The sequence below is a fragment of the Occultella aeris genome, assembly GCF_902703175.1.
GTDB classification, from domain to species: domain Bacteria; phylum Actinomycetota; class Actinomycetes; order Actinomycetales; family Beutenbergiaceae; genus Occultella; species Occultella aeris.
This window is the reverse complement of record NZ_CACRYJ010000067.1, coordinates 79,521-104,009: the sequence shown is the minus strand read 5'-3', so window position 1 is coordinate 104,009 and position 24,489 is coordinate 79,521. Positions and strand designations below refer to the sequence as shown.

General features: G+C 71.2%; 24 protein-coding genes. 7 read left to right on the top strand and 17 right to left on the bottom strand.

Translation table 11 applies throughout. The features are described 5' to 3' along the window. Positions 1-55: 55 nt before the first annotated feature. A complete protein-coding gene (locus HALOF300_RS23740) occupies positions 56-424 on the bottom strand; it encodes a DUF1330 domain-containing protein (protein WP_156743365.1) in 369 nt (122 codons plus the stop codon). A 240-nt stretch (positions 425-664) separates the two neighbouring features. Here HALOF300_RS23740 and HALOF300_RS23735 point away from each other — a divergent pair, with 240 nt between their 5' ends. Both HALOF300_RS23735 and HALOF300_RS23730 read left to right on the top strand, forming a co-directional pair. Next, positions 665-1,264 carry a superoxide dismutase gene (locus HALOF300_RS23735; RefSeq protein ID WP_156743364.1) on the top strand — a complete coding sequence of 200 codons (600 nt, stop codon included), beginning with the start codon at positions 665-667 and terminating at the stop codon, positions 1,262-1,264. 20 nt (positions 1,265-1,284) lie between these two features. Beyond that, complete coding sequence (locus HALOF300_RS23730) at positions 1,285-1,806, top strand: flavin reductase family protein (protein WP_156743363.1); 522 nt, start codon at positions 1,285-1,287, stop codon at positions 1,804-1,806. A gap of 3 nt (positions 1,807-1,809) precedes the next feature. On the opposite strand, the gene HALOF300_RS23725 is transcribed toward HALOF300_RS23730, so the two are convergent. Genes HALOF300_RS23725 through HALOF300_RS23710 form a run of 4 tightly spaced genes read right to left on the bottom strand, consistent with a single transcriptional unit; the run spans position 1,810 to position 3,823 of the window. After that, positions 1,810-2,316 carry an AAA family ATPase gene (locus tag HALOF300_RS23725; RefSeq protein WP_156743362.1) on the bottom strand — a complete coding sequence of 169 codons (507 nt, stop codon included), beginning with the start codon at positions 2,314-2,316 and terminating at the stop codon, positions 1,810-1,812. A 33-nt stretch (positions 2,317-2,349) separates the two neighbouring features. After that, on the bottom strand, positions 2,350-2,586 hold the full coding sequence (locus HALOF300_RS23720; RefSeq protein WP_156743361.1) for a hypothetical protein: 237 nt from the start codon (positions 2,584-2,586) through the stop codon (positions 2,350-2,352). Beyond that, complete coding sequence (locus tag HALOF300_RS23715) at positions 2,583-3,146, bottom strand: DUF2306 domain-containing protein (protein ID WP_156743360.1); 564 nt, start codon at positions 3,144-3,146, stop codon at positions 2,583-2,585. Before HALOF300_RS23715 ends, HALOF300_RS23720 begins: the two co-directional genes overlap by 4 nt. Beyond that, entirely contained in the window at positions 3,143-3,823 is a 681-nt protein-coding gene (locus HALOF300_RS23710) for a hypothetical protein (RefSeq protein WP_197522800.1), read from the bottom strand. Before HALOF300_RS23710 ends, HALOF300_RS23715 begins: the two co-directional genes overlap by 4 nt. Before the next feature lie 167 nt (positions 3,824-3,990). Here HALOF300_RS23710 and HALOF300_RS23705 point away from each other — a divergent pair, with 167 nt between their 5' ends. After that, positions 3,991-4,239: a hypothetical protein gene (locus tag HALOF300_RS23705; protein WP_156743359.1), complete on the top strand. Its 249-nt coding sequence runs from the start codon at positions 3,991-3,993 to the stop codon at positions 4,237-4,239. Here HALOF300_RS23705 and HALOF300_RS23700 read toward each other — a convergent pair whose 3' ends face one another. Continuing rightward, positions 4,240-6,969 carry a LuxR C-terminal-related transcriptional regulator gene (locus tag HALOF300_RS23700; protein ID WP_156743358.1) on the bottom strand — a complete coding sequence of 910 codons (2,730 nt, stop codon included), beginning with the start codon at positions 6,967-6,969 and terminating at the stop codon, positions 4,240-4,242. It abuts the gene before it with no gap. A gap of 83 nt (positions 6,970-7,052) precedes the next feature. Here HALOF300_RS23700 and HALOF300_RS23695 point away from each other — a divergent pair, with 83 nt between their 5' ends. Both HALOF300_RS23695 and HALOF300_RS23690 read left to right on the top strand, forming a co-directional pair. Continuing rightward, complete coding sequence (locus HALOF300_RS23695; RefSeq protein ID WP_156743357.1) at positions 7,053-8,030, top strand: chymotrypsin family serine protease; 978 nt, start codon at positions 7,053-7,055, stop codon at positions 8,028-8,030. A gap of 7 nt (positions 8,031-8,037) precedes the next feature. Further along, positions 8,038-8,256, top strand: coding sequence for a hypothetical protein (locus HALOF300_RS23690; RefSeq protein ID WP_156743356.1), 219 nt, complete (start codon positions 8,038-8,040; stop codon positions 8,254-8,256). Positions 8,257-8,293: 37 nt separating this feature from the next. Here HALOF300_RS23690 and HALOF300_RS23685 read toward each other — a convergent pair whose 3' ends face one another. From HALOF300_RS23685 to HALOF300_RS23650, 9 genes are all read right to left on the bottom strand, one after another. Beyond that, entirely contained in the window at positions 8,294-9,577 is a 1,284-nt protein-coding gene (locus HALOF300_RS23685) for an ROK family protein (protein ID WP_156743355.1), read from the bottom strand. Between the two features lie 18 nt (positions 9,578-9,595). Continuing rightward, complete coding sequence (locus HALOF300_RS23680) at positions 9,596-10,687, bottom strand: Gfo/Idh/MocA family protein (RefSeq protein ID WP_156743354.1); 1,092 nt, start codon at positions 10,685-10,687, stop codon at positions 9,596-9,598. Between the two features lie 40 nt (positions 10,688-10,727). Further along, positions 10,728-11,513 (bottom strand): SDR family NAD(P)-dependent oxidoreductase, encoded by a 786-nt coding sequence (locus HALOF300_RS23675; RefSeq protein WP_156743353.1) that lies wholly within the window; start codon positions 11,511-11,513, stop codon positions 10,728-10,730. A 35-nt stretch (positions 11,514-11,548) separates the two neighbouring features. Beyond that, the gene (locus HALOF300_RS23670) at positions 11,549-12,865 is read right to left on the bottom strand and encodes an ABC transporter substrate-binding protein (RefSeq protein WP_156743352.1); all 1,317 of its coding nucleotides are present in this window, start codon (positions 12,863-12,865) and stop codon (positions 11,549-11,551) included. 81 nt (positions 12,866-12,946) lie between these two features. Continuing rightward, positions 12,947-14,011, bottom strand: coding sequence for a Gfo/Idh/MocA family protein (locus HALOF300_RS23665; protein ID WP_197522799.1), 1,065 nt, complete (start codon positions 14,009-14,011; stop codon positions 12,947-12,949). Then, positions 14,008-14,724 carry a hypothetical protein gene (locus HALOF300_RS27130; RefSeq protein WP_197522798.1) on the bottom strand — a complete coding sequence of 239 codons (717 nt, stop codon included), beginning with the start codon at positions 14,722-14,724 and terminating at the stop codon, positions 14,008-14,010. The genes HALOF300_RS23665 and HALOF300_RS27130 overlap by 4 nt, the downstream gene beginning before the upstream one ends. Next, a complete protein-coding gene (locus tag HALOF300_RS23660) occupies positions 14,711-15,727 on the bottom strand; it encodes a Gfo/Idh/MocA family protein (RefSeq protein ID WP_156743350.1) in 1,017 nt (338 codons plus the stop codon). The genes HALOF300_RS27130 and HALOF300_RS23660 overlap by 14 nt, the downstream gene beginning before the upstream one ends. Beyond that, positions 15,727-16,590 (bottom strand): carbohydrate ABC transporter permease, encoded by an 864-nt coding sequence (locus HALOF300_RS23655; protein WP_156743349.1) that lies wholly within the window; start codon positions 16,588-16,590, stop codon positions 15,727-15,729. Before HALOF300_RS23655 ends, HALOF300_RS23660 begins: the two co-directional genes overlap by 1 nt. Further along, positions 16,587-17,540 (bottom strand): carbohydrate ABC transporter permease, encoded by a 954-nt coding sequence (locus tag HALOF300_RS23650; protein WP_156743348.1) that lies wholly within the window; start codon positions 17,538-17,540, stop codon positions 16,587-16,589. Before HALOF300_RS23650 ends, HALOF300_RS23655 begins: the two co-directional genes overlap by 4 nt. A gap of 223 nt (positions 17,541-17,763) precedes the next feature. On the opposite strand from HALOF300_RS23650, the gene HALOF300_RS23645 reads away from it, so the two are divergent. Together HALOF300_RS23645 and HALOF300_RS23640 are read left to right on the top strand one after the other, a co-directional pair. After that, positions 17,764-19,002: a XylR family transcriptional regulator gene (locus HALOF300_RS23645; RefSeq protein ID WP_156743347.1), complete on the top strand. Its 1,239-nt coding sequence runs from the start codon at positions 17,764-17,766 to the stop codon at positions 19,000-19,002. Between the two features lie 132 nt (positions 19,003-19,134). Then, positions 19,135-21,456, top strand: a complete 2,322-nt coding sequence (locus HALOF300_RS23640; protein WP_156743346.1) for a M28 family peptidase — start codon at positions 19,135-19,137, stop codon at positions 21,454-21,456. A gap of 587 nt (positions 21,457-22,043) precedes the next feature. Here the strand turns inward: HALOF300_RS23640 and HALOF300_RS23635 are convergent. Further along, complete coding sequence (locus HALOF300_RS23635; RefSeq protein ID WP_156743345.1) at positions 22,044-22,856, bottom strand: enoyl-CoA hydratase/isomerase family protein; 813 nt, start codon at positions 22,854-22,856, stop codon at positions 22,044-22,046. After that, the gene (locus tag HALOF300_RS23630) at positions 22,853-24,406 is read right to left on the bottom strand and encodes an acyl CoA:acetate/3-ketoacid CoA transferase (RefSeq protein ID WP_156743344.1); all 1,554 of its coding nucleotides are present in this window, start codon (positions 24,404-24,406) and stop codon (positions 22,853-22,855) included. The genes HALOF300_RS23635 and HALOF300_RS23630 overlap by 4 nt, the downstream gene beginning before the upstream one ends. Positions 24,407-24,489 lie beyond the last annotated feature (83 nt).

Genomic DNA, 24,489 nt, shown 5'->3' with positions numbered 1-24,489 from the left:
GTCGGACCATGCGGCACGGTTCGAGGAATGGATCTCGACGTCGTGCCCGAACGCGTCAGCCGGAGGACTCCGCCACGGCCGCCCGCAGCGCGGCGACGGTTGCCTCGGCGCGGTAGCCCGGCTTGACCCCGGTCAGCACCGCAAGCGTGGAACGTGAGTGCGCGACCCGCAGTTCGACGATCTCCTGGTAGGCGGGTGAGGCGTACCAGCGATGTGCCGCGTCCGGGCTCGGGAACGCGATGATGACGATGTTGCCCGGCACGTGCCCCTCGAGTACCTGCGGGAGCGTTCCGTGGACGAGCCACTCGCCGCCGAACGGGGCGAACGTGGACTCGATGCGCGACATGTACTCGAGAATCTCCGGTCCGACCTCGACGTCCTCCAGCTGGGCGATGGCATAGCCGCGTTCGTTCTCGTTGGTCATGCTGAGGGCTCCTTGCGTAGGTGAGGGTGCGCAACCAGATCGTCACGGGTGACGATCTGATCGGCGCCCGGAGTTCTTCCTGCAGTCTGTCCGCCCCAGCACATCGTCGCATCGTCTTTTGCATGCCACCCCGCGACGCCCGAGTTCGCATCGTTCGCCGCCGTCCATCCCACCCCAGATTTGATCTCAACTGCGGTTGAGGTTCTACCGTCGTGGGACGACCACTCGAAAGGATCGTCCATGACCACGTACTCGCTGCCCGACCTGCCCTACGACTACTCCGCGCTCGCCCCGCACATCTCGGCGGAGGTGATGGAGTTGCACCACTCCAAGCACCACCAGGCCTACGTGACCGGCGCGAACACCGCGCTGGAGCAACTCGAGGAGGCCCGGGCCACGGGGAACTTCGCGAACGTGAACAAGCTGGAGAAGGACCTCGCGTTCAACCTGGGCGGGCACCTCAACCACAGCGTGTTCTGGCAGAACCTCTCCCCGGACGGTGGCGGTGCTCCCGAGGGCGAGCTCGCCGCGGCGATCGGCGACCACTTCGGCTCGTTCGAGGCGTTCAGGGCGTACTTCACCGCCACCGCATTGGGGGTGCAAGGGTCCGGATGGGCAGTGCTCGCCTGGGATCACCTGGGCGCGAAGCCCGTGGTGTTCCAGTTGTTCGATCAGCAGGGCAACGCGCCACTCGGCGTGACGCCGCTGCTGCAGTTGGACGTGTGGGAGCACGCCTACTACCTGGACTACCGGAACGTGCGCGCGGACTACGTGAAGGCATTCTGGGAGATCGCGAGCTGGGCCGACGTGGCCACCCGGTTCGCCGCCGTCACCAGGTGAGTGGTCATCGCACAGCCGGAGTGACCCAGCGGGACGTGCCCTCGCTCTATGACAGCTTCGCCCTCTACGGGAGCGGAGTGACGTTGGTGTCCGTCCGCGACGACGCCGGCGACCGGTTCTTCATCGCCGCGTCCGTGCTGACCGCCTCCGTGGACCCGTTCACCATCGCCCTGTCCGTCGGCGGGAACCGGGACGCGCTTCCGGTCATTACCGGCGGGGCGACCTGGGCCGTGTCGGTGCTCGGCACCCAGCACCTGCCGCTGGTGCGGGCGCTCACCACCCGCACCTCGCCCGCCGAACGGCTCGACGCGCTCGCTGCGACGGGAGCGGAGTCCTCACCGGAAGGGCCGCTCTGGCTGCCCGACGCGCTCGTGACACTCTGGGCGCGGGCCCATACGGTGCTGCCGGTGCACGACCAGTTCCTCCTGGTCGGGGAGGTCACCCGTGGCAGCGTCCATCAGCACAGCACCCCGCTGCTGCGATGGAACCGCGACTTCCGCACGACGACAGCGGTGCCCGCGACGCGGGCGAGCGTCGCGTGACCTTCACCCACCGCCTTGCTTCTCGCAGTGACGAAGGATCTCGTCCACGACCTGCCCGATCGGCGCGGTGGAGTCGATGGCGACGCCACCGGCCGGGACGTCCCCGTTCGTGTGGTGCCAGCCGATGATGCGATCGCGTTCCGTCGGTTGCCCGCCGCCCCAGTCCTCGTCCGGGCGCTCGTCGAGCCGCCGGTTCAGGGTGCCGAGGTCGACGTGGAGGACGAAGACGCCGTCGAACAGGTCGATGAACTTCGAGAAGTTCCGCGAGCCGCCACAGAAGAAGGTGGCGGCGTGGTCCCGGTCGGCGACCAGGGCCTGCACCTTGTCGACGTCCCAGATGTGGTGCTCGTGCCCGAAGCCCGCCCTGGGTTCACCGGTCTCCGGGTCACCTCGGTAGGCCAGCTCGCGGTCGCCGTGCACGGCGTGGTGTCCGCGCCGCTGCAGCTCGTTGCAGACCGTGGTCTTGCCGGTGCCGGAGAGGCCCTCGATCAGATAGTTCCTCCTGCCCATGCGCCGGAACGTAACACCGGCAGCTCACCGTGGTCACCGGGAATTCTCCGCGGCAGGTTCGGAGACGCCGAGCGAGAGGATGGTGGCGCCGATGTCACGAAGCGTGGCTAGGACGGCGTGAAGCTGGGCCTGATCGGCAAGCGGTCCGGTCAGGGTGCTGGTGCCGTCGTGTTCACGGGTGACCGTGAGGTTGCCCAGCAAAGTGGACCAGTGGTCATCCAGGTGCCCATCGACCCGCAACTGGTACGTGCTCGGCCCGGAGGCGTTCATGTCTGGGCCTCCGCCCGTGGGACCTGAGCACGCTGGCCGGGTCGGCGCGACCGGCGCCGGGGAGCGGTGCGCCTGCGGATTACCCACTCCGCCACAGCGAGGTTGATCACCCAGCCGGCACCCTTGGCCAGGTCTCCGGTGAGCTCCCCGGCGCCGAAGACGGCGATGCTGACGCCCTCGGTGAAGACCTGGGTGCCGGCCGCCAGACCGATCGCGTAGGCCCGGATCATCCAGGCACGGTGGGCTCCGATGTCACGGCGCCGCGCGGCCGTGAAGCCGAGGATCAGGAAGGCGGCCATGGCGCTCGCGAAGACGAGCCGCGACACGTACAGCAGGTCACCGGTTCCGGGTTTGGCCGCGTACAGCAGCGTCATCCACAGCGCGGACCCGGCCACCAGCAGACCCGCGACCGCCAGCACCCGGCCGGCACGCCGGTGCCAGGCGAGGTGGGTGCGCCGCAGCCGCGGCACGAACTGGAAGGGGGCGACCGGGACCGGCCAGCCGGCTGCCCGGGTGGGCGAGCCGACCGGCCTGGCCGCGGTTGTTGCGGAGGCGTTCACGGGACCGCGGGCTCACGGACCGAGGCGATGGACGCCGTCGGGGTGGGGGAGCGGTCCACGCTGCGCCACACCGAGACGCCGAGGCCGATCAGAGCGATGCCGACCGGGACGGCGAGCGGTCGGTTGTACCCTTCGGGCAGCACGGCGAGGGCGGCGGTGCCGACGGCGCCGACGGCGAGCAGGATGCTGGCCCAGCGGGCCAGGATGCCGGTCCGGAACAGGGCGATGCCGAACGTGAGGCCGCCGAGCAGGTAGCCGATGCCGGCGAGGTTCAGCAGGATCTGCATGCCGCCGATGTCACCGGCTGGGGTGCCGCCGGCGGCGGAGACGAGCACGTCGTTCACGTATCCGGGCTGGCTGCCGACCACGGTGGGCAGGACGGCCGCGGCGATGACCTCGCTGGCGAACATGGCCAGGTATCCAGCGGCGAAGAGCAGGTAGCCGACCAGGCCGAGCCACCCCGCGCGGCGGCGGGTGTGCAGGTACATGCCGGTGATGCCGGCCAGTGCGAGAGCCGACATCACCGCCTTCGCCGTGGAGCGGATGACCCACTCGCTGGTCTCGACCGAGGCCGCGACCATCGGCGGGTGGTTGATCTGGACGGCGACGAAGATGGCGCCGGCGGTCGCGGCCGCGACGCCGGCGGCCTTGGTCAGGCCGGTGCTGGTGATGGTCATGGTGTGCTCCGTGTGCTCCGGGCCGGGGGAGTCCGGCGATGTTCGGGACGCTACGGAACGCGGTGGTGAGGGCACATCACCAGACGATGTGAACGAGGTGGTGACGCGGTCCGTGATGTCTGAGGCGGTTGGCGCGCCATGGGCACGACCCGGTCATACTCGAGAGTATGAGGACGGCCATCTCGCTACCCGACGCAACGTTCGCCCGTGCCGAACGTGCGGCCAAGGAACTCCGGATGACTCGGTCCGAGTTCTATGCGCGGGCCATCGAGAAGTATCTCGATGCTGCCGAACAGGAGTCGGTCACTGGGCGCCCCAACGACGCGATCGCGCGCGGCGGTGACGATGAGGAACTCACCGCTGAGGTCACGGCTGCAAGTCGCCGTGCGCTCTTCGTCGACGGTCAGGAGTGGTGATCAGGCGAGCCTCAACTCGTCCGCGCGCTGCACCGCGGCCCGACGCGTATTGACCTCGAGCTTGGTGAAGATGTGCTTCGTGTGGGTGCGTAGCGTGTTGACGGAGACGAACAGGCGCTGCGCGATCTCGGGGCCGGTCAGGTCGGTCGCCAGCAGGCGCAGCACCTCGAGTTCGCGGTCGCTGAGCTGGTCGTCGCGGGGCGCGACCGGAGCTGCTTCGCCGGCCGCGTCCTGCCCGACGGCGTCCAGTAGTTCGCGCGCGGGTGCGGCCTGGTCGGGGCGGGCGACGGCCGCCCGCAACAGTTCGAGCATCGGCTCGCCCTCGTCGAGGAACAGCCGCCGGTAGCCGGCTGGCACGCCGAGCGTCAGGGCGCGACCGAGGTCAACGAGCGCGGCATCGAGGTCTCCGCTCGCGTGCTGGGCGAGGGCGCGGACCACAAGCGCGTCGATCGCGCTGCCGGTGCGCCCGGCCGCCTCGGCGGCCGCCGCGAGGCGACCCAACCGGTCGGTGACATCGCCCAACGAAGCAGCCCCGCCGTCGGGGCGGCTTTCGGCGACCTCGAGCCGGGCCAGGGTGAGTTGGTCGAACTCGGCAAGGTAGGCGGGTTCGCCGTCTGGCCTGAGGTGGTGCGAACGGGCCCAGTCGCGGGCGTCGGCGAGTCGGCCCTGCGTGATCCGGATGCGCGCTCGGGACGCCGGGATCGGGTGGACGTCGGGGAAGAAACCTGGCATGAACAGCGGCTCGGCGGCGTCGAGCAGGTCGACCGCCCCGTCGGAGTCGCCACGGGCACGAAGCAGGGCGGCGCTCGCGATGAACCAGCGGTGCCGATTCTCCAGCAACCCCGTTGCCTCGCCGAGGTCGGTGGCCGCTTGGAGGTGCAGTGCCGCGCCGTCGAGGTCGCTCCGCTCGCACAGCACGCCGGCCAGGCCGACGTGCAGGTCACGAAAGGTGGACAGCCCCGGGTGCTGCTCGGCGGTCTCGAGGGCCCGGCGGTAGTGCCGTTCCGCCTCGTCGGGTCGGCCCCGGGCCAGCCACATCTCGGCCAGGACGACGGTGGCGCCGAGGGCGTCGGCGACGTTCCCGGCGGCGCGCAGGCTGTGGACCGCCTCGCCGAACGTGTCGACGGCGGTCGGGAGGTCCCCGGCGGCCCACGCGGCCATGCCGAGGAAGCCCGCCGCGGCGGCCCGCGACATGTGATCCTCGCCGGCCAGGTCCAGGGCGCGCCGCGCGTGCGCGACCGTGCTCGTGATGTCACCGCGGGCCTGGGCGATGGAGGCGCGATAGACCGCGAGCAGGGAGCGCAGGGCCCGCAGTTCGTTCTCGTGGTCGCGGAGGAGGTCTGCCGGAAGTGCTCCGCCGTCGGGGCTGGCCGGGCGGTGGGAGCGCAGTGCTTCCTCGGCCGCGTCCAGCCAGGTTTCGACGCCGTCGACGTTCCCCTCGGACAGGTACGCCCAGGCCAGGGAGGTGGCGAGCAGTGGCCGGCGGCGTGCGACGTCCTCGGGCAGGGCGCGGGTCCAGTCCCGCAGGATGCGGTCCTCGCGTCGGCGTCGCAGTCCCGGGATGGCCAGGTCGACCAAGGCGGCCGCCTGCTCGGTGTCGCCGCCCGCGAGGGCGTGCGGGACGCCGTCGGCCAGCCTGCCCTGACCCGCGTACCAGGCCGCGGCCGCCCGGTGCAGCCGCGCCACCCGGCCCGGGTCCTGCGCGGTGAGCCTGGCCGTGAGGGCAGTGGCGAACAGGTGGTGGTAGCGGTACCAGCGTCGCTCGTCGTCGAGCGGTGCGACGAACAGGTTCGCGCGCTCGAGGGCGTTCAGGGTGGCGTTCCCATCGGTGCGGCCGGTGACGGCGTCGCACAGCGGCCCGGTGAGCTCGGCCAGGATCGAGGTATCCAGCAGGAACTGGCGGACCTCCTCGGGCTGGGCGTCGACGACCTCCTCCATCAGATAGTCGAGCACGAACCGGTGACTGCCGGCGAACGCCTCGACGAAACGGTCCAGGTCGGCGGCGTCGGCGCCGGACCGCGCGCGTGCGGACAACGCCGCCAGTTGCAGCCCGGCGGCCCAGCCCTCGGTGCGTGCCTCGAGCGCGGTGATGTGGTGCGGTTCGAGGTCCAGTCCCATCACGTCCGTCAGGAAGGTGGTCGCCTCGGCCTCGGTGAACCGCAGGTCGGCGGCGCGGAGCTCGAGGAGGTCGCCGCGGGCGCGCAGCCGCGACAGGGGTAGTGGCGGGTCCGACCGGGTCGTGATCGCGAGGGTGACCTGCGGCGGGAGGTTGTCGAGCAGGAACGTCACCGCCTCGTGGACCGATTCGGCGTCAATGAGGTGGTAGTCGTCGAGAGCGATGACCGTGCGGCCGGGCAGGGCGTCGAGGTCGTTGACGAGGCCGACCAGGACCTGCTCGGTGGGTACCGCGGCGCCGCTGGCGTCCAGCTGTGCCATCACCTCGGCCCCGGTCTCCGGGGTGGTTCGCTGCACGGCGGCCAGGAGGTGGGTGAGGAAGCGGCGCGGGTCGGCATCGGCCGCGTCGAGGGAGAGCCACGCGACCCTTGTGGAATCGGCGCCGGCCAGCCACTGGGACAACAGCGTGGTCTTGCCGAAGCCCGCGGGTGCGGCGACGAGCACGAGCCGCGGCGCCGCGCCGTCGGGCGTTCGAAGACGGCCGGTCAGCCGCGACCGCGCGACGAGCTCCCGGCGTGGCGACGGCACGTGCAACTTCGTGCCGAGGAGGGGCATCGGGCCAGCCTACGGGGACCGCATGAACCTGACGCGGGCGCCGGCGAGAGGCGGTTGTCGGACCCGGCGCGCAGACTGGTCGCATGGATCTCGACGAGGCACGTGAAGTCAAGGGACAGGTCATCGCGTCGGTGAGCGAGTGGCGCTCCAGCGAGCTCGGTACCATGGCCACGCCCGGGTTCGCGCCGTTCGCTGTCGGCATCGCGACCCGCGCCGGGGCCGGCTTCGGGGTGGCGGTGCGCTACGACCAGAGTGATGAGCGCATCGTCTCCCGGGCGGAGGCGCTCGCGGTGGAGCTCGGCCCCGACGCCGACGTGCGGGCGGTCGGGCGCGTGCGGGCGCTGTCCATCGGGCCGGTGGTGCCGACCGCGCTGACCATGGGAGAGACGGGCCGGGTGCGCCCGCTGCGGCCGGGGATCTCGATCGCCCACGTCGCCGTGACCGCCGGCACGCTCGGTGCGTTCGTCACCCTGCCCGACGGCGTCCCGCACGTTCTCTCGAACTTCCACGTTCTCGCGGGGTCGCCTTCCGCGCAGCTCGGCGACGCCGTGCTCCAGCCCGGCCCGGCCGACGGCGGTCAGTCGCCGCAGGACCGGATCGGCTCGCTGGCCGCCGTGGTTCCGTTGTCACCCGGGCAGCCGGCGACGGTCGACGCTGCCCTCGCCTCGCTCGAGGACGTCGAGTTCGACGCCACCTACCCGGCGGGGACCCTGACCGGCACGGCCGTCGTGGAGGGGGAGGAGGCGGTGCAGAAGGTCGGCCGCACCACCGGCGTCACCGACGGACGGGTGAGCGCCATCGAGCTGGACGGGCTCGTCATCGAATACGGCGAGGGCCTCGGCCAGTTGCGGTTCGACGACCAGATCGAGGTCGAGTCCACCGGCGATGGGCCGTTCTCCCAGGGCGGCGACAGCGGGTCGCTCGTGTACCTGGTGGACGGAGTGCGCGCCGTCGGGCTGCTCTTCGCGGGCAGCGAGACCGGTGGCCCGAGCGGTACCGGGCTGACCTATCTGAACCCCATCGAGACGGTGCTGGCCGCGCTCGACGCGACGCTGGTGTGAGCCGGCGATGAGCGATCTCGCTGAGGCGCGAGCGGCCAAGGAGCGGCTCGCCGCGGAGCTCGGCGACCGGGTCGGTGTGATCGGCGTCGGGTTGGAGCGAGTGCCGGACGGGTACTGCGTCCGGGTGAACGTGCGCGACGAGGCGACCGGCGAGCAGGTTCCGGCGACCGTCGACGGCGTGGAGGTGCGCGTCGCCGTCGTCGGCACCATCCGCATCGAGGGCTGAGCTCGGCGGGCCCTCCTCGTGGCGCAACGGATCCGGGTCAACCGCTCAAGTCGCCCGGCCGCACCAGCCATCGTTCCGCGTCGGCGAGCGCCTCTTCGAGGATGCTGAGCGCACCGCCGCGCATGGCGGCGTGTGAGGACGTGATCGAAGCCTCGAGGCGGGGTCGCACGACGTGGCCCGCCGGCAGACGCTGCCGCAGCGCCACGTCGACCTGGTCGCCGACGAACGGCAGGATGGCGGCGAGGGTATCGCCGAAGACGACGACCGGGGTGCTGACCAGCGTCATCATCGTCGCGACCACGTCGCCGAGCGCCGCGCCGGCATCGGACAGCGCAGTCTGGAGGGCGGGTACGGTCCCGGCGTGGGCGATTTCGGCGAGTTCTTCGATGGTGGTCGTCGGCGGGAGCCCGGCGCGCCGGAGCAGCGCACGCCGTCCGACGTAGTCGTCGAGGGCGTGTCGTTGGAGTGGCCGTCCACCGACGACGGTGCCGCCGACGGGAATCGAGCCGACGTTCCCGTCCCAGCCCTTGACGTCGGTGATGAGCTGCCCGTCGACGATGATCGAGGACCCGACGCTGTTGTCGCCCGACACCCACGCGAACGAGCCGCCGCCGCTGGATGTCTCCCGGTAGCGGCTCTCGGCGAGCGCCGACATCGGTCCGACCGAGCCGAGCCGGAGCGGTCGCGCGCCCAGCCGGGCGTTCTCACCCAGCCGGCCGAGGATGTCGACGTCGTGCCAGCCGAGTTTGCGTGCCACGACGATCGTTCCCCGGTCGACCGCCCCGGGCAGTGACACGTGCGAGCCGACGTGGCGCAGCCCGCTCGCCGATGGCCCGGTCAGCAACGCCACGGCGAGCGTCGCGAGATCGGCGAGCACCGCCGTCGGGTCGCTGGCGAAGTAGTCGCCGTCCACGATGCGCTCAGCCACCACGTTCCCGGCCAGATCCACCAGGCACCCGCCGAGGCTCGTCGTGTTGACCTCGAGCCCGAGCGCGACGTGCGTCCCGGCGGCCGGAGCGAGCGGCCGCACCGGCCGTCCCGCGCCCCGCGACGGCGGCGGCTCGCGCTCCTCGACCACGGCAGCGGCGAGCAGCGCCTCGACCAGGCGTGACACGGTGGCCCGTGTCAGCCCGCTCGCGGCGACGATCTGTGCGCGCGAGACCGGCTCGTCGGCGGTGAAGATGTGCGACGCGACGAGAGCGAGGTTGGAGTGCCGCAGGCTCTGTTGGCGCACCGGCCGGCGCAACAGACCGGCACCGCCGAGCCGGGGCCGCTCGGGGTGGACCCCCCTCTCGGTACCGGAACCACCCCGAGCGCTCACGGCAGGCGTGTTCGCGCCCTAGAACCGGGGCAGCGCGAGGGTCGCGCCGCCCTGCATCGCCGACTCGTGGGCCAGCAGGCCGACCGACGTCCAGTTCGCCGCCGTCCGAGCGTCGATCGACGGCGCCCGAGCCTCAACAAGGCTCCGCACGAACTCGTGGGCGAGGTGCGGGTGCGAGCCGCCGTGCCCGCTGCCCTGCGCGAACGAGAGGTGCGCATTCTCCGCATCGTATACACCGCGCGTGGTGTACGCCCGGATCTCCTCGGGCAGGAGGTTGGCGTAGTCCGGGACCGTCAGCGCGGACGCCTCCTCCCCGCGGAACAGCACCGGCTCGCCCGCCTCGGTCTGCGCCCACTCGAACGACGCGAGCGAGCCGTACACGTCGAAGCTCTCCACGTACTCGCGGGCCGTCGCGAACAGTGACCGGCTGGCCTCGGCGGCGAGGTCACTGTCCCGAACCGTGATGTGCGCGCTCTCCACCGCGAACGGTGACCCGTACCGGGCCGCAAGCTCCTGCGGGATCCGCCCCGATCCGACGCACGTCACCGTGTCCGCGGGTGCGCCGGCCAGGGCCAACAGCGGGCCGACGGCGTGCGTCGCGTAGTGCATCGGCGGTAGGCCCGCCCAGTAGTCGGGCCAGCCCGTCATGTCCTGGTGGTGCGCCCCGCGCAGGAACTGCAGACGCCCGAGCTCGCCTTCGCGATAGAGCCGCTGCACGTGCAGGAACTCACGCGAGTAGACGACCGTCTCCATCATCATGTACGTCCGCCCGCTCGCGTCGGCGGCCGCGACCACCCGAGCGCAGTCCTGGACCGACGTCGCCATGGGCACGGTGCAGGCCACGTGCTTGCCGGCCTCGAGCGCAGCCACCGACTGATCGGCGTGCAGCGGGATCGGCGTGTTGAGATGGACGGCGTCCACCTCCTCATCGCGCAGCAGGTCCTCGTAGGAGGTGTACCGCCGCTCGACGCCGAAGGCCTCCCCGATCGCGTCGAGCTTGCCCTGGTCCCGCTGGCAGATCGCGACGAGCTCGGCGTCCGGGTGCGCCTGGTAGATCGGGATGAACTCGGCGCCGAACCCGAGCCCGACCAGGGCCACCCGGACCGTCACGGGATGCCCCCGAGCGCCGCCGTCGACCAACCGAGCACGCTCATCCGAGCCTGCCGGACAGCGCAGCCAGCCCGCCGTCGACGGACAGGCATGCTCCCGTGATGTAGGAGGCGTGGTCGCTCGCGAGGAAGGCGACCGCGTGCGCGACCTCCTCGGGCCTGCCCTGACGGCGCAGCACGCCCGGGCCGCCCTCGTGGGGCTCGGTGATGGTCGGGTCGATCTCCCGGCCGGCCTCGGCCGCGCGGTCCTTGTGGAAGTCGGTCAGCGTAGGCCCCGGCAGGATGGCGTTGACGCGGATGCCCTGGTCGGCATGGTCGCAGGCGAGCGACCGGGTGAGGCCGAGCACGCCCGCCTTGGTGGCGTCGTACTGCGCCATTCCCGGGCGCCCGACGACGCCGTTCGCCGACGAGATGTTGACGATCGATGCGCTACGTCCCGCCATCAGCGGGATGAGGTGCTTGCAGGTGAGCCCCGGGCCGATGAGGTTGACGTCGGTGATGAACTTCCAGGACTCGAGGGTGGCCTCGGTCACCGGGCCGTAGACCCGCGCCGCCGCGTTGTTGACGAGGACGTCGACGCCGCCGAACCGGTCCCGGCACAGCGTCGCCAACGCGATCGCGTCCTCCTCCGACGCGATGTCGATCTGGATGGCAGCAGCGTCCGGCGCGCCGAGCTCCAGTGCCGCCGCACGTGCCTTCTCGGCGCGCTCGGCGTCGAAGTCCGCGACGACGACGATCGCTCCTTCCGCGGCGAGGATGTTGACGGTCTGTCGGCCGATGCCGGCGCCGCCACCGGTGACGACGGCGACCTTGTTGCTGAAACGCATGGTTCTCCTTCTGGATGGGTGGTGCGGGTCTGAGGTCAGGCGAGGGTCGAGGCGGCCTGGTCGAAGAAGCTGTCGACCGCCGTCGGGATGTCGGTCTGGCCGAAGCGGACCTCCTCGGCGACCCGGCCGAGGAGCTGGTAGACGTCACGGCCGGAGCGTGGCGTCAGGTAGTCCATCGGCGAGCCGATCTCGGTGATGAGCGCGAGGTACTCCGAGGGTGTGCGCAGACCCGACGGGTCGGGGTCGTCCTCGACGAGGGCGGCGGCTTCCGGGCTCGGCGGCACGCCACGCGAGTTGCCGATGACCTCCACGGCCTCCGGGTCGTTGATCCAGAAGTCGAGGAACCGTGCGCACTCGGTCGGGTACGGCGTGCCGGCCCAGGCGCTCATGAAGAGGTTCGGCCGCACGAAGTTCGCCGCCTTGGAGCCGCCCGCCGTGTCGGGCATCGGGACCGCCTGGATCGACGACTCCATCAACGCCCGGACACCGGTCAGCTCGCTCGTCGTGGTGAAGTACAGCGGCGCGCGACCCCCGACGAGTGGGCTGGTCTCGTGACTGAGGTTCTCGGCCTCGATGTCGGGGGTGACGCAGCCGCCGTCGGCCCGCATGGCCGCCCACCACTCCCAGAACTCGGCGAGGTCCTCCTTCTCGAAACCGAGGGTGACCGGGCTGTCCTCGGCGTTGAAGAACCGCTTGCCGCGGCCGCGTACCCAGGGCTCGAGCAGTTCGTAGCGCCCGGATCCGTCGGACATGCCGTACAGGTCGCCGCCACCGCCCTCGCGGATCGCCAGGGCGAGCCCGGCCAGGTCGTCCCAGGTCCAACCCTCATCGGGCAGGGTCAGCCCGAGCTCCTCGACCCGGTCGCGATCGGCCAGCACGGTGAAGGCGTCGGTGCTGATCGGGACGCCGGCGCGGATGCCGTCGATCACGCCGTAGGACTGCAGGTCCTCGTTCCAGGTGCTGGTGTCGATGACGTCGCCGATGTACTCCTCGAGATCGAGCAGCGCACCGCGCTGGGCGTAGTCGACGATCATCTGGTTCGACATCTGCATCGCGTCCGGGCCGTTGTCGCCCGCGATCTGGGTCGCCATCCGGTCCCAGAAGTCGTCCCAGGACGCGTTCTCGCCGGTGATGGTGACGTTCTCCGACCGGCTGTTGTAGAGCTCGATGGCCTCGGTGGTGGTGCGGTTCATCTCCTCGTGTCCCCACCAGGCGAAGCGCATGTCCTTGGGTGCGTCGTCGTCCTCGGGGCTGGCGTCGCCGCCGCCCTGCCCGCAGGCGGCGGTGGCGCCGATAGCGGCGGCGCCGAACGCGACACCGGTGGACTGGAGCAGGAGTCTTCTGCTGATCATGGTCGTTCCTCTCGGAGAGGTCGCGTCGTCGCGACCGGGTCGGGTGATGCGGGGGTGGTGTTGTGCGTGTCGGTGCTCAGGTCATCGGGCAACGGCTGAGGCGGACGTGGGGTGTACTGCTGGGTTGGTCCCCGGGAGTTCGGAGGCGGCCAGGGCCGCCTCGATGACGGCGAGCGTGCGGGCGCCGTCGGCGATGTCGACCGGGCTCGGCGCGGTGCCATGGACGGCATCGATGAAGGCGGCCATCCCGCGCCGCATCAGCTCGACGTTCTCGGCGGCCATGCATGCCGTGATGGCGTCGGCGTCGTCCGGTGCGACCGGAGAGATCACCTCCGGGACGTGTGTCCCGGTGCCGAGCGCCGTGCGGGCGGGGGTGACGTGGAAGCGGAGCGTGGCGGCGTCGCCGAAGAGCTCGCCACCCCAGCCCGTGTTCCACGGGTCGGCCTCGTGGGCGGTGAAGTCGATGGTGACGACCGCGTCGCCGATGCGCATTGTCGCGGCGAGCGCGTCCTCCCCGGGACTGGGTGTGCCGGGTCGGCGGACGCGGGTCGCGCGGATGTCGGTGGGCTCGCCGAGCAGGTGCCGGACGACGTCGACCATGTGACAGCCGGCCTCCATGAACGGTGTGACGACGTTGGTGCCGTCGGCGAACCAGTGCGCCATGGTGCTCCACGCCCGGTGGGGGATCGCGGAGTGGAACCGGGCCAGGTAGACCTCTCCGAGCGTGCCTTCGGCCAGCGTGCGCGCGGTGCGCTCGACGGAGTCGGAGTAGCGGGCGAAGTAGCCCATCTGGCTGACGAGGCCGGCCTCGCGAGCACGCGCCCCGACCTCGGCCAGGTCGGCGGCCGTGCGTGCGCCGGTCTTCTCGACGAAGACCGGGAGCCCGGCGTCGATCGCGGCGTGCGCGTACCCGGCCGCCTCGTCGTTGCGGCCGTCGACGACGACGGCGTCGACGTCACGTAGCGCGTCACTCACCGAGGCCACGGCGGCGGCGTCGTACCGGGCCGCGAAGGTGCGACCGGCGTCCGCGTCGGCGTCGTGGACGGTCGTGATCGTCGTGCGCGAGTCGGTGCGGGCGGCATCGGCCCAGGCGGCGGCGTGGGGATGGGTCACGCCGAGGAAGGTCAGGCGGAGGGGGATGGTCACGAAGTCACCTCTCGAGCGGATGGGGTTGGGCTGGGATCGGCGAGCCGACCGGCGTGCAGAGCGAGCGCCGGGGCGAACACGGCGGCGAGGAGCGGACTGACCAGCACGAGCCCCGCACCGACGACCACCGCGAGGGCGAGCGCCACGTGCCAGCGGCCGAAGCTCAGGGCCCGGGCGGTGGCCCGGCGGATGAGGGCCGATCGAGTGAGCATGGGTTCGTCCGCGAGTTCACGGGCGCAGGCGGCGGTCCACCAGCCGCCGAGCGTGACGACGGCCAGGTTCACGGCCACGAGCGCGGCGGCGAGGGTACTCGGTTGCTGTCCGAGGAAGAGGAGATTGGCCGTCACCGCGACGAGGCCGAGTGCGACCGCGACGCTGATCGGCCAGGTGGTCGCCGCCGTCCGTCGCACGAGCGCGAGGGAGTCGCGCAGCGGGCGGACCGGGTGACCGGCGCGGTCGTCGGCGAGTAGCCGCGACCCGGCGGCGAGGCCGGGTAGCAGGGTGACCACGCCTGCGGCGAGGGTGAGAACGATCACGCTGACGGCGGCGAGCATCGTCACGGTTCGGGTGCCCTCGAGCAGCCGCTCGGCGAACGGGGCGCGGGGGACCGCGGGACGGGCGGGCCGCCGTCGGGGGCGCGTGGTTGCTGTCTCCGGTCGAGCCCCCGTGGTGCCCCGGAGGAGGTCTGCGACCGTGGCCTCACGCCAGTTCAACGGTCCGCCCCTCTCGTGCCGAGCGGTAGGCCGCGTCGAGGGTGCGCATCGAGGCGAGCGCGTCCTCGACGGTGACCTGCGGTGCAGCGTCGCCGGCGGCGCAGTCGAGCGCGTGCGCCAGCGATCGGCGCACGGAACGGGCGAACCAGTCCTCCTCGACGGCGAGCACCTGGTCGGTGCCGTCCCGGCCGCGCAGCCGAAGGGCGTTGCTGGCGCCGGTCTCGACCGACAGCCGGGCCTGATGGGAGGTGAAGACCTCCTTGCGCCAGTCCCATCCCGGTGCGCCCCAGAACCCGACGAGCGTCATGACGGCGCCGTTCGTGAACTGGACGACGAGGGTGGCGGTGTCCTCGCCCTTGTCCGGGTTCGCGGCCGCGAGCTGGTGGGTGGTCGCGGTCACGCGCGCGGCGGGCCCGAACCAGAAGTGGGCGAGGTCGATGAGGTGCGAGCCGGACTCGAAGAGGCAGCCGCCGCCGGTCAGGCGCGGATCGCCGCGCCAGTGCTCACGTGAGCGCAGCGCGGCGAGGTGGTCGCCGAGGATCTCGATGTGGGCGACCAGCCCAGTGCCGTGGGTGCCGTCGGCGAGCAGGTCCCGCATCCGCTCGTGGACCGGGTCGAAGCGCTGGTGGTACTTGACCAGCAGTTCACCGGGCGAGGATGCGGCGATCTCGGCGAGCGCGAGTGCCTCCGGCAGGTCGAGCGCCATCGGCTTCTCGCACACCACCGAGCGACCGGCCTCGAGTGCTGCCTTCGCCTGCGGTGCGTGCAGCGCGACCGGGGTGACGAGATCGACCACCTGGACGCCGTCGTCGGCCAGCACGGCCTCCAGGTCGGCAGCGACGTTCGGGACGCCGAACTCGGTGGCCGCCCGCCGGGCTGCGTCGACGTCGGGATCGCACACCCAGACGACGTCGGCCCGGTCGAGCTGGGCGTAGGCACGCAGGTGGGCCTGCCCGAACGCGCCGGCGCCGACGACGGCGACGCGCACCTTCTCCGCGGCCATCACTTCAGTCCCGTCGTCGCGATGCCGCGGATCAGGTAGCGCTGACCGAAGACGAAGAAGATGAAGATCGGCAGCAGCGAGAGCACCGACATCGCGAACAGGGCGCCCCAGTCGGTGCCACCGATATCGGCGAACAGCCGCACCGCCAGCGGGACAGTGAAGAGGCTGTTGTCGGTGAGGAAGATCAGCGGGCGGAAGAAGTCGTTCCAGGTCCAGATGAAGGAGAAGATCGCCGTCGTCGCCAGCGCCGGCGTGATGAGCGGCAGCATGATGCGCGAGTAGGTCTGGAACGGGCCGCAGCCGTCGAGTGCGGCCGCCTCATCGATGTCGCGGGGGATGCCGCGCATGAACTGCACGATGAGGAAGACGAAGAAGGCCTCGGTGGCGAAGAACTTCGGCACCGTCAGCGGTAGGAAGGTGTTGAGCCAGCCGAGCTCGGAGAAGAGCACGTACTGCGGCACGATCGTGACGTGCTCGGGCAGCATGATCGTGCCGAGCAGGATCGCCATGAAGAGCGCCTTCAGGCGGAACGTCATGCGGGCGAAGGCATAGGCGGTGAGGGAGCAGGCGGCGATGTTCGCGACGATCGCGAGCCCGGTGATCAGGAAGCTGTTGCCGAAGTAGGTGGCGAAGGAGTTCTGCTGGGCGTCCCAGCCGCGGGCGTAGTTGTCGAGGCTGAGGTTGCGCAGCGCGAGCGAGGCGTCGCTGAAGATCGCGGAGTTGTCACGCAACGAGCTGACGATCATCCACAGCAGCGGGTAGAGCATCCCGAGCGCGAGCAGGATCAGGAGCACGTGCATCGCGATACGGCGAGCGAGCGAGCTCTGGCGCCGCGGGGCGTCGGCGAGGTCGGCGGCGCTCATCGGTCACCGTCCCCGTAGAAGACCCAGTACTTGGAGAGCAGGAAGTTGAGGCCGGTGACGATCGCAATGGCGACCAGGAGCACCCAGGCCATCGCCGAGGCGTATCCCATCTGGAAGCTCGTGAAGCCCTGCTGGTACAGGTAGAGCGTGTAGAAGAGGGTGGAGTCGGCCGGGCCACCGGAGCCGTTGCTGACGATGTAGGCGGGCACGAACGCCTGGAAGGCGTAGATCGTCTGCAGGATCAGGTTGAAGAACACGATCGGCGTCAGCAGCGGGACGGTGATGTTGAGGAACCGCCGGATCGGGCCGGCACCGTCGACCTCCGCGGCCTCGTAGTAGGAGCGCGGGATCTGCCGCAGTCCGGCGAGGAAGATGATCATCGGCGACCCGAAGGTCCACACGTTCAGGGCGATGATCGTCATGAGCGCGGTGTCGGGGTTGCCGACCCAGCTGCGGGTGGACTCGATCCCGAGCAGGCCGAGTGCGGAGTTGACCAGGCCGTCGGCACCGAAGACGGTGCGCCACAGCACCGCCACCGCCACGCTCGAGCCGATCAGCGAGGGCAGGTAGAAGACCGCTCGGTAGATCGAGATGCCCGCGATCGCACGGTCGAGCAGGAGCGCCAGGCCGAGCGCGAAGGCCAGTTGGAGGGGCACCGAGACCAGCACGTAGACCGCCGTCACGCCGACGGAGGCGAGGTAGCGAGGGTCGCTCGTGAACATCCGGACGTAGTTGTCGAACCCGATGAAGGTGGGGTCCTGCAAGAAGTTGTAGTCCGTCATGGACAGGTACAGCGAGACGATCATCGGCCCGACCACGAACGCGAGCAGGCCGATGAGCCAGGGCGTCAGGAAGAGGTAGGGGGCGATCGCGCGTCGACCGGCCGGGCGCCGTCGTGGTGGTTCGGGCGAAGCCGTGAGTGGCCGGCCTTCCAAGGTGGTGGTGGTCATGTGGTTCCCGTTCGCGTCGTTGCTGACAGGGGCGGGCGCTGGTACGCGCTCGATGGGATTATGTGTTCCCATGAGAAAAATTACTCGGTCGGAGTATTCGGGAGGTTCCTGTGATGGCTGGGGCGTCGTTGCTGGGCGGGCTGCTGCCGTCTGGTCTCCATGTTAGGGACGCCGGGCGGGCCGGTGCGATGCGATATATAGCCGAGTTCCTTCGAGTTCTGGCATGAGCGTCGGCGCTCATCCGGTGCGTCAGGTGGCGCTGCTCATCGAGACATCGAACGCGTATGCGCGTGGGCTGCTCGCCGGGATCCAGACGTACGTGCGGGCGCACCACGGCTGGTCGCTGTACCTGGTTGAGCACAGCCGGAACGAGACCGACTTCTCGTGGCTGGAGGGCTGGCAGGGGGACGGGCTGATCGCGCGGGTCGAGAACGCCGAGACTGCGGAACTGGTGCGGCAACTGGCACTGCCCACAGTTGATCTGTCGGCCGCGAGGTTGGTGCCGGAGCTGCCGGGCGCCGAGACCGACGACGACGACATCGCGAGGATCGCGGTTGAGCATTTCGCAGAACGTGGTCTGCGTGAGTTCGCCTTCTGCGGTGACGAGCGGTTCGGGTGGTCGCGCACGCGCGGTGAGCGGTTCGTGCACCACGTGGCCGAGCGGGGTGGGCAGGCGCACGTGTTCGCGATGCAGCGGTCGGGGATGCGGTCGCGGGACCGGCAGTGGCTGGCGCGCTGGCTCGAGGACCTGCCGAAGCCAGTGGGCGTGCTGGGCTGCTATGACATCGCCGGGCAGGAGATTCTCGAGGCCTGCAGGTTGGCCGACATCCCGGTACCGGACGCGGTGGCCGTGCTCGGGGTGGACAACGACGAGCTGATCGCGACGCTGACATCACCGTCGCTGTCGAGCATCCAGCCGGACACCACACGCACCGGCTACCTCGCGGCGGCGATGCTCGACCGCATGATGACGGGCGAGGTGCTGGAGCCGGGCCTGCGGCTCATCCCACCGGTTCGGATCGTGGCGCGGCAGTCGTCCGAGATCCTCTCGGTCGACGACCCGCAGGTGGTGGCGGCCCTGCGGTTCGTCCGGGATCGCGCGCACGGCGACGTCGCCGTGGGTGACGTACTGCGGCATGTGGGCTCGTCGCGGCGTGCCCTCGACCAACGATTCGTGCGGATCCTCGGTCGCACGGTCCATGCCGAGATCACGCGGGTTCGAATGGAACGAGTCGCCGACCTGCTCTCGACCACGGATCTGACGCTGCCTCAGGTGGCCGAGCGGTTGGGGTTCAGCCACAGCGAGTACATGGGCGTCGCGTTCAAGCGGGTGACCGGGAGGTCGCCTGGTCAGTACCGAAAGGACGTGCGTGGGACCTCGGTGCATGGTGTCCAGCACGGTGGAGCGCCGGCACCTTCCGCACTTGGGGCAGAGCGCGCGCAGCCTGCCACTTTCGACTGAGCCGTCGCGATACCCCCTGCCTCCGATGGCCGAGCCGGGTTCGGCACTTTGCGCCGATCCGCCTGCGCCCCAGCCCGCCTAGCGTGGCGACAGCGCCGCTTCGGCGCTGTCACGACCGGCGGGAGTCAGGGTATGGAGAAGCAACCCAGGGTGCGCAGGACAAGGACGGCTGCGATCGTGCTCGCCGCGGTGGCCGCCGCCGGCACGGCGGCGACGATCACCGCGATGTCGGCCGATCCGGCGCCGGCGGATGCCCCGGCCGCACACTTCAGCGCCGCCCGCGGCGTGGAACAACTCGAGCAGCTCGGGCCCGACCCCCGCACGCCCGGCTCGGCGGCGCACGCGCAGGCCCGCGCGTACCTGGTCACCGAACTCGACGCCCTCGGGTGGGAGACGGACATGCACGAGTCCGTCGGCACCTTCGACGAGGACCCGACCGCTGTCTCGATGGCCACGGTGTCCAACGTGATCGCCACCCTGCCCGGCACCGACCCCACCGGCACCGTGATCCTGGCCGCCCACTATGACTCGGTGCCCGGCTCACCGGGTGCCGCCGACGACGGCATCGGGATCGCAGCCGCCCTGGAGTCCGCGCGGGCACTGACCGCGGGTGAGCCGCCACGCAACGACGTGATGGTGCTGCTCACCGACGCCGAGGAGCCCGGCCTGCTCGGGGCGGACGCGTTCGTCCACGACCGGGCGGAGCAGCTGGGACCCGCGGTGCTCGTCAACCTGGAGGCCCGGGGCGCCGGTGGGTTGCCGGCGTCGGTGCGGCTGACCGAGCCGAACGGGATGCTGCTCGACCTGCTCGCGCGAACACCCCGACCGGTGGTGGACTCGTTCTCCGACGCGTTGTTCGCACTCCTGCCCAATGACACCGACCTGACCCGGTTCACCGCCGGCGGGATCGCCGGCTTCGACACCGCCATCACCGGCGCGGGCGCCTACTACCACTCGCCGCTTGACGACATCGAGCACCTCAGTGCCGCCTCCCTGCAGGAGATGGGCGCCGGCACCCTCGCGTTCGCCCGCGCCGCCGCCGGCGCGGACCTCACCCGACTGCCCGACGGCGGAACTGACGTGGTCACGTCCCTCCCGTGGGGTCTGCTGCGCGTCCCGGAAGGCCTTGAGCTGCCGCTCGCCGCCCTCACCGTGCTGCTCGCCCTCGCGGTGGTGGCCCGGGCCCGGCGCCGCCGGGAGATGAGCCTGCCGCGGGTCGCGCTCGGAGCAGCCACCGCAGCGGTGAGCCTGCCGCTCGTGGCGACGGCCGCCGTCGGGCTCTGGCAGCTCGCGCTGGCGATCGACCCCGGTCAGGCGAGCGCGGTGGTGGGCGAGCCCTTCGTGCCCTGGCCCTACCAGGTGGGCGTCGTCGCACTCACGCTCGGCCTGATCCTCGGGCTGCGGGCGGCGCTGCGCCGCGTGCTGCCCGACGGCGAACTCGCGCTGGGCGGGCTGCTCACCCTGGCCCTGGCCGGGCTCGGGCTCGCCCTGACGCTGCCCGGTGCCGCGTTCGTGCTGGTGGTCGCCGTGTTCCCGGCGGCCATCGCCGCCCTGATCGGCGCAGGGCTGCCGGCCCGGGCCCGGGCGGTCGTGCTCGGGGCGGGGCTGCTGCCCGCCGCGGTCATGTTCTTCCCGGCCGTGGTCGGCATGTTCGAGGTGGGGCTGGGCACCGGCGGGCCGTTGGCCGCGGTGTTCGTAGCCGTGGTGGCCCTGCTCGCGCTCCCGCTGGTGGACGCGGCACGGCTCGTGCGGCCTGAGCGGGAGGCTCCGTCGCGCCATCGGGCCGTGGTGCCGGCGGCGCTGCTGGCCGTGGTGGTGGTGGCCGCCGCCGGCGGGCTCGTCGCCAACGGCGAGGGGCGCACCGACCCGCGCCAGGAGATGCTCTCCTACTCCCTGGACGCCGACTCCGGAGAGGCGCTGTGGACGTCCTGGTCACCGTCCGGCTCCGCCTGGTCTCAGGACCTGCTGCCGTCACTGTCCAGCGATCTCGCCGACCAGCCGTGGCTGGGCGGCGGCGCCATCGCGAACGGGCCGGCCGCGGCCGCCGACCTTCCTGCTCCCGACGTGGAAGTGGTCTCCGACCGGGACACCGGCACGCACCGGGAACTGGTGCTGGAACTGACCTCGGCCCGCGGCGCACCCGCGATCGGACTCTGGGTTGCCACTCGCAGCGCCGACGTCGTCTCGGCCACGGTGCACGGGCGCGCCCTGCCCACCGTGACGCCCGGCCCGCCACCGGGTGCCGACGACGGGCCCTGGGACTTCGGCTTCCTGCTGCGCGGCGTGCAGCAGACCCGGGTCACGCTGGTCCTGGACCCGCGCGCGCCGCAGACGCAGATCCGCGTGGTCGACCTCACCCATGAGCTCGAGGTGGTCCCGGGCTTCGAAGGGCCGCCGCATGGCCGGGTGCTGGTGACGCCGAACGTGTATGTCTACCGAACGGTGGAGGTGTGATGGGGGCTAGAGACCTGTCTGACTCACTCCGTACTCGGCGGACCGCAGCGCATTCTGCTGGGCGACCGTCCCGTCCGCTGCTGCTTCCTCGGCGGCGACGTGTTCGGCCTTCCGCACCTGGGCCTGGTTCGGGCTACCCCGTCGGCGACACTTCGAGTCAGGGGAGTCACGAGCGCGCCGGTTCCCCTGACGCGGGATGCGGGTTGCGCACGCACTTATCGACAGTTCGAGTCAGGGGAGTCACGAGTGCGCTGGTTCCCCTGACGCGGGATGCGGGTTGCGCGGGGACTGATCGACACTTCGAGTCAGGGGAGTCACGAGTGCGCTGGTTCCCCTGACGCGGGATGCGGGTTGCGCGGGGACTGATCGACAGTTCGAGTCAGGGGAGTCACGAGCGCGCTGGTTCCCCTGACGCGGGATGCGGGTTGCGCGGGGACTGATCGACAGTTCGAGTCAGGGGAGTCACGAGCGCGCTGGTTCCCCTGAGGCAGGATGCGGGTTGCGTACGGACCGATCGACATCTCGCGACAGGGGAACCGAGCGAGGGCATGGGCGCAACATTCGGCCTCGACGCGCACCGACGGTGATCAGGGCTCGGGAACCTCGATGCCCGTCCTAGCGCCATCGGAAGTGCTCGCTGCACCGGCCCGCCGCGCCGCCCGGGCCTCGAGGAACGCCGTCATCCGCTCCCCGAACTCGGTGCCCTGCAACGTCTCGCGCGACAGCTCGGTCAGTGCCGCGGCCGCGTCCGGCATGCCGCTCGCGAGCAGCTCGCGGTTCAGCCACCGCTTGCTGCGAGCGGTCGCGTCGGGTGCGGCCGCACCGATGCCCGCCAGGACCTGCTCGAGCGTCGCTTCGACGTCGTCGACGGCGTAGCTGACCAGGTCGTGCTGGAGCGCCTCGGCCGGGCCGATCGTGTCGCCGACGAGCGCCAGGCGGGCGGCGAGGCGCCGGGTGGAGGAGGACGGGACCGCCGCGAGGAAGACCGTCGGCCACGCCCCGATCCGGGTCTCCGGCAGCCCGAACGTGGCGCCGGGGCCGGCGATCACGACGTCGCTGACCACCACGATCTCCAGCCCGCCGCCTAGCGCGGCGCCCTCGACCACGGTGATCACGGGTAGGGGAGAGGCGGCCATCGCGGCGAAGGTCGGCAGCATCCCGTCGACGAAGTAGGCGACGGCGGCGTCCGGGCCGGCCAGGTCACGCATGGAGTCGATGTCGTTGCCGGCGCAGAACGAGCGGGCGTCGCCACGGATCACGACGGCTCGGTTGGCCGCGTTCCCGGACGCGGCCTCGACGGCCTGACCCAGACCCGTCCACGCATCCAGGTCCATCGAGTTGCGCTTGGCGGGACGGTCCAGCGTCACCACGACGTGGTCGGACTTGTGCTCGATGATCACGATTGCTGCTCCAGGACGACAGGGTTGATGGGGGTGAACACCGCGGCGGGCATCGGACGCACGTCCCGCATGATCGGACGCCAGGGCAGGTGCGCGAGGACATCGCGCTCGAGGTCGATCCCGGGCGCCACCTCGATCAGCGCGAGACCGTCCGGGGTCAGTTCGAAGACGCACCGCTCGGTGACGTAGAGCGCGCGCCGGCCCTCCTCGATAGCGAGGCGCCCGGAGAAGGTGACGTCCTCGACATCGGCGACGAACTTCGCGACCTGACCCTCCCGCACGACCCGGGCTCCGCCGTCGAGCAACTCGATCTGGAGCCCTTTCGCGCGGAAGGCGCCGCAGAAGACCGACGTGCGCGCGTACTGGCTGATGTCGACGAAGCCGCCGGGGCCCATCACCTTGCCGCCGAACGCGGACACGTTCACGTTGCCGTGGCGGTCGGCTTGCGCCATGCCCAGGCAGGTCACGTCGATCAGGCCGGTCGCGAAGGAGTCGAACTGGACCGCGGAACTGACCCGCGCGGACGGCCCGACGGACATCCCGAACAGGTCACCCAGCTCCGGAGCGCCGTCGTAAAGACCCTGCTCGACGGCGAGGGTCACCTCGTGCAGGCGGCCCTCCTCTCGTAGCACCGCGCCGACGTCGGCGCTCATTCCGAAGCCGAGGTTGAGCACGTCGCCCGCGCGGACCTCCATGGCCGCCCGGCGGGCGACGATGGCCCGGATCGGGTCGGTGAAGCCGGCCGGTACCGCGACCAGGGCGGGCGGTGCCGCGTCGAAGAGCGTGAGGTCCTCCTCGGTGAGGTAGGTCTGGTGCTGCTCGGGAACGACCACGACGTAGTCCACGAGCGCGGCCGGGATGAAGACCCGGCGCGGGTCCAGCGGCGCCGCGGTGCGGCGTTTGACCTGGACGATGACAATGCCGCCCGAGCCCCTGGCGGCCTGGGCGCACTCGAGGGCGTCGAGAGTCGCGGGCTCGGCGTCGGCGCCGATGTTGCCGTGCTCGTCGACCTCGGTGCCGCGGATGATCGCGACGTCGACCTTGAACGGGCGGTAGCGCAGGTACTCGGTGCCGTCGAGCTCGAGCAGTTCGACGACCTCCTCGCGGGCGCTGGCGTTGGCGCGGCAGCCCTTCAGGCGCGGGTCGGCGAACGTGTGCAGACCGGTCCGGGTGATCAGCCCCGGCCGTCGGGCTCCGGACTCGCGCAGCAGGTGCGTGATGACGCCGGCCGGCATCGTGTACGCCTCGATCTTCTCCTCGGCGGCCAGGCGCATCATGGCCGGCGACCAGGTCCAGTGCCCGCCGGTGACCCGCCGGACCATCCCCTCGTGGGCGAAGCCGTTCAGGCCCCGCGAGGCGCGGTCGCCGGCGCCGAGGGCATGCACGACGTGCAGGGCGCGGGGGGAGGAGGTCGCCAGGAAGCGTTGCTCGACGGCGCCGATCAGCTCGGTGGGCTCGAGCATCCCGCCGCCGTTCGCGGCCAGCGCCACGGTGGCACCGTCCTTGACCAACGCCGCCGCGTCGTCGACCGAGAGCAACTCTGCTCGCATGGGCTGTCCTTCCAGCTGGGGTGTCCTCAACTATGACACCGGTTTCCATTCCAAGTGTCAAGTTGGACGTCCGTATCGCCAAG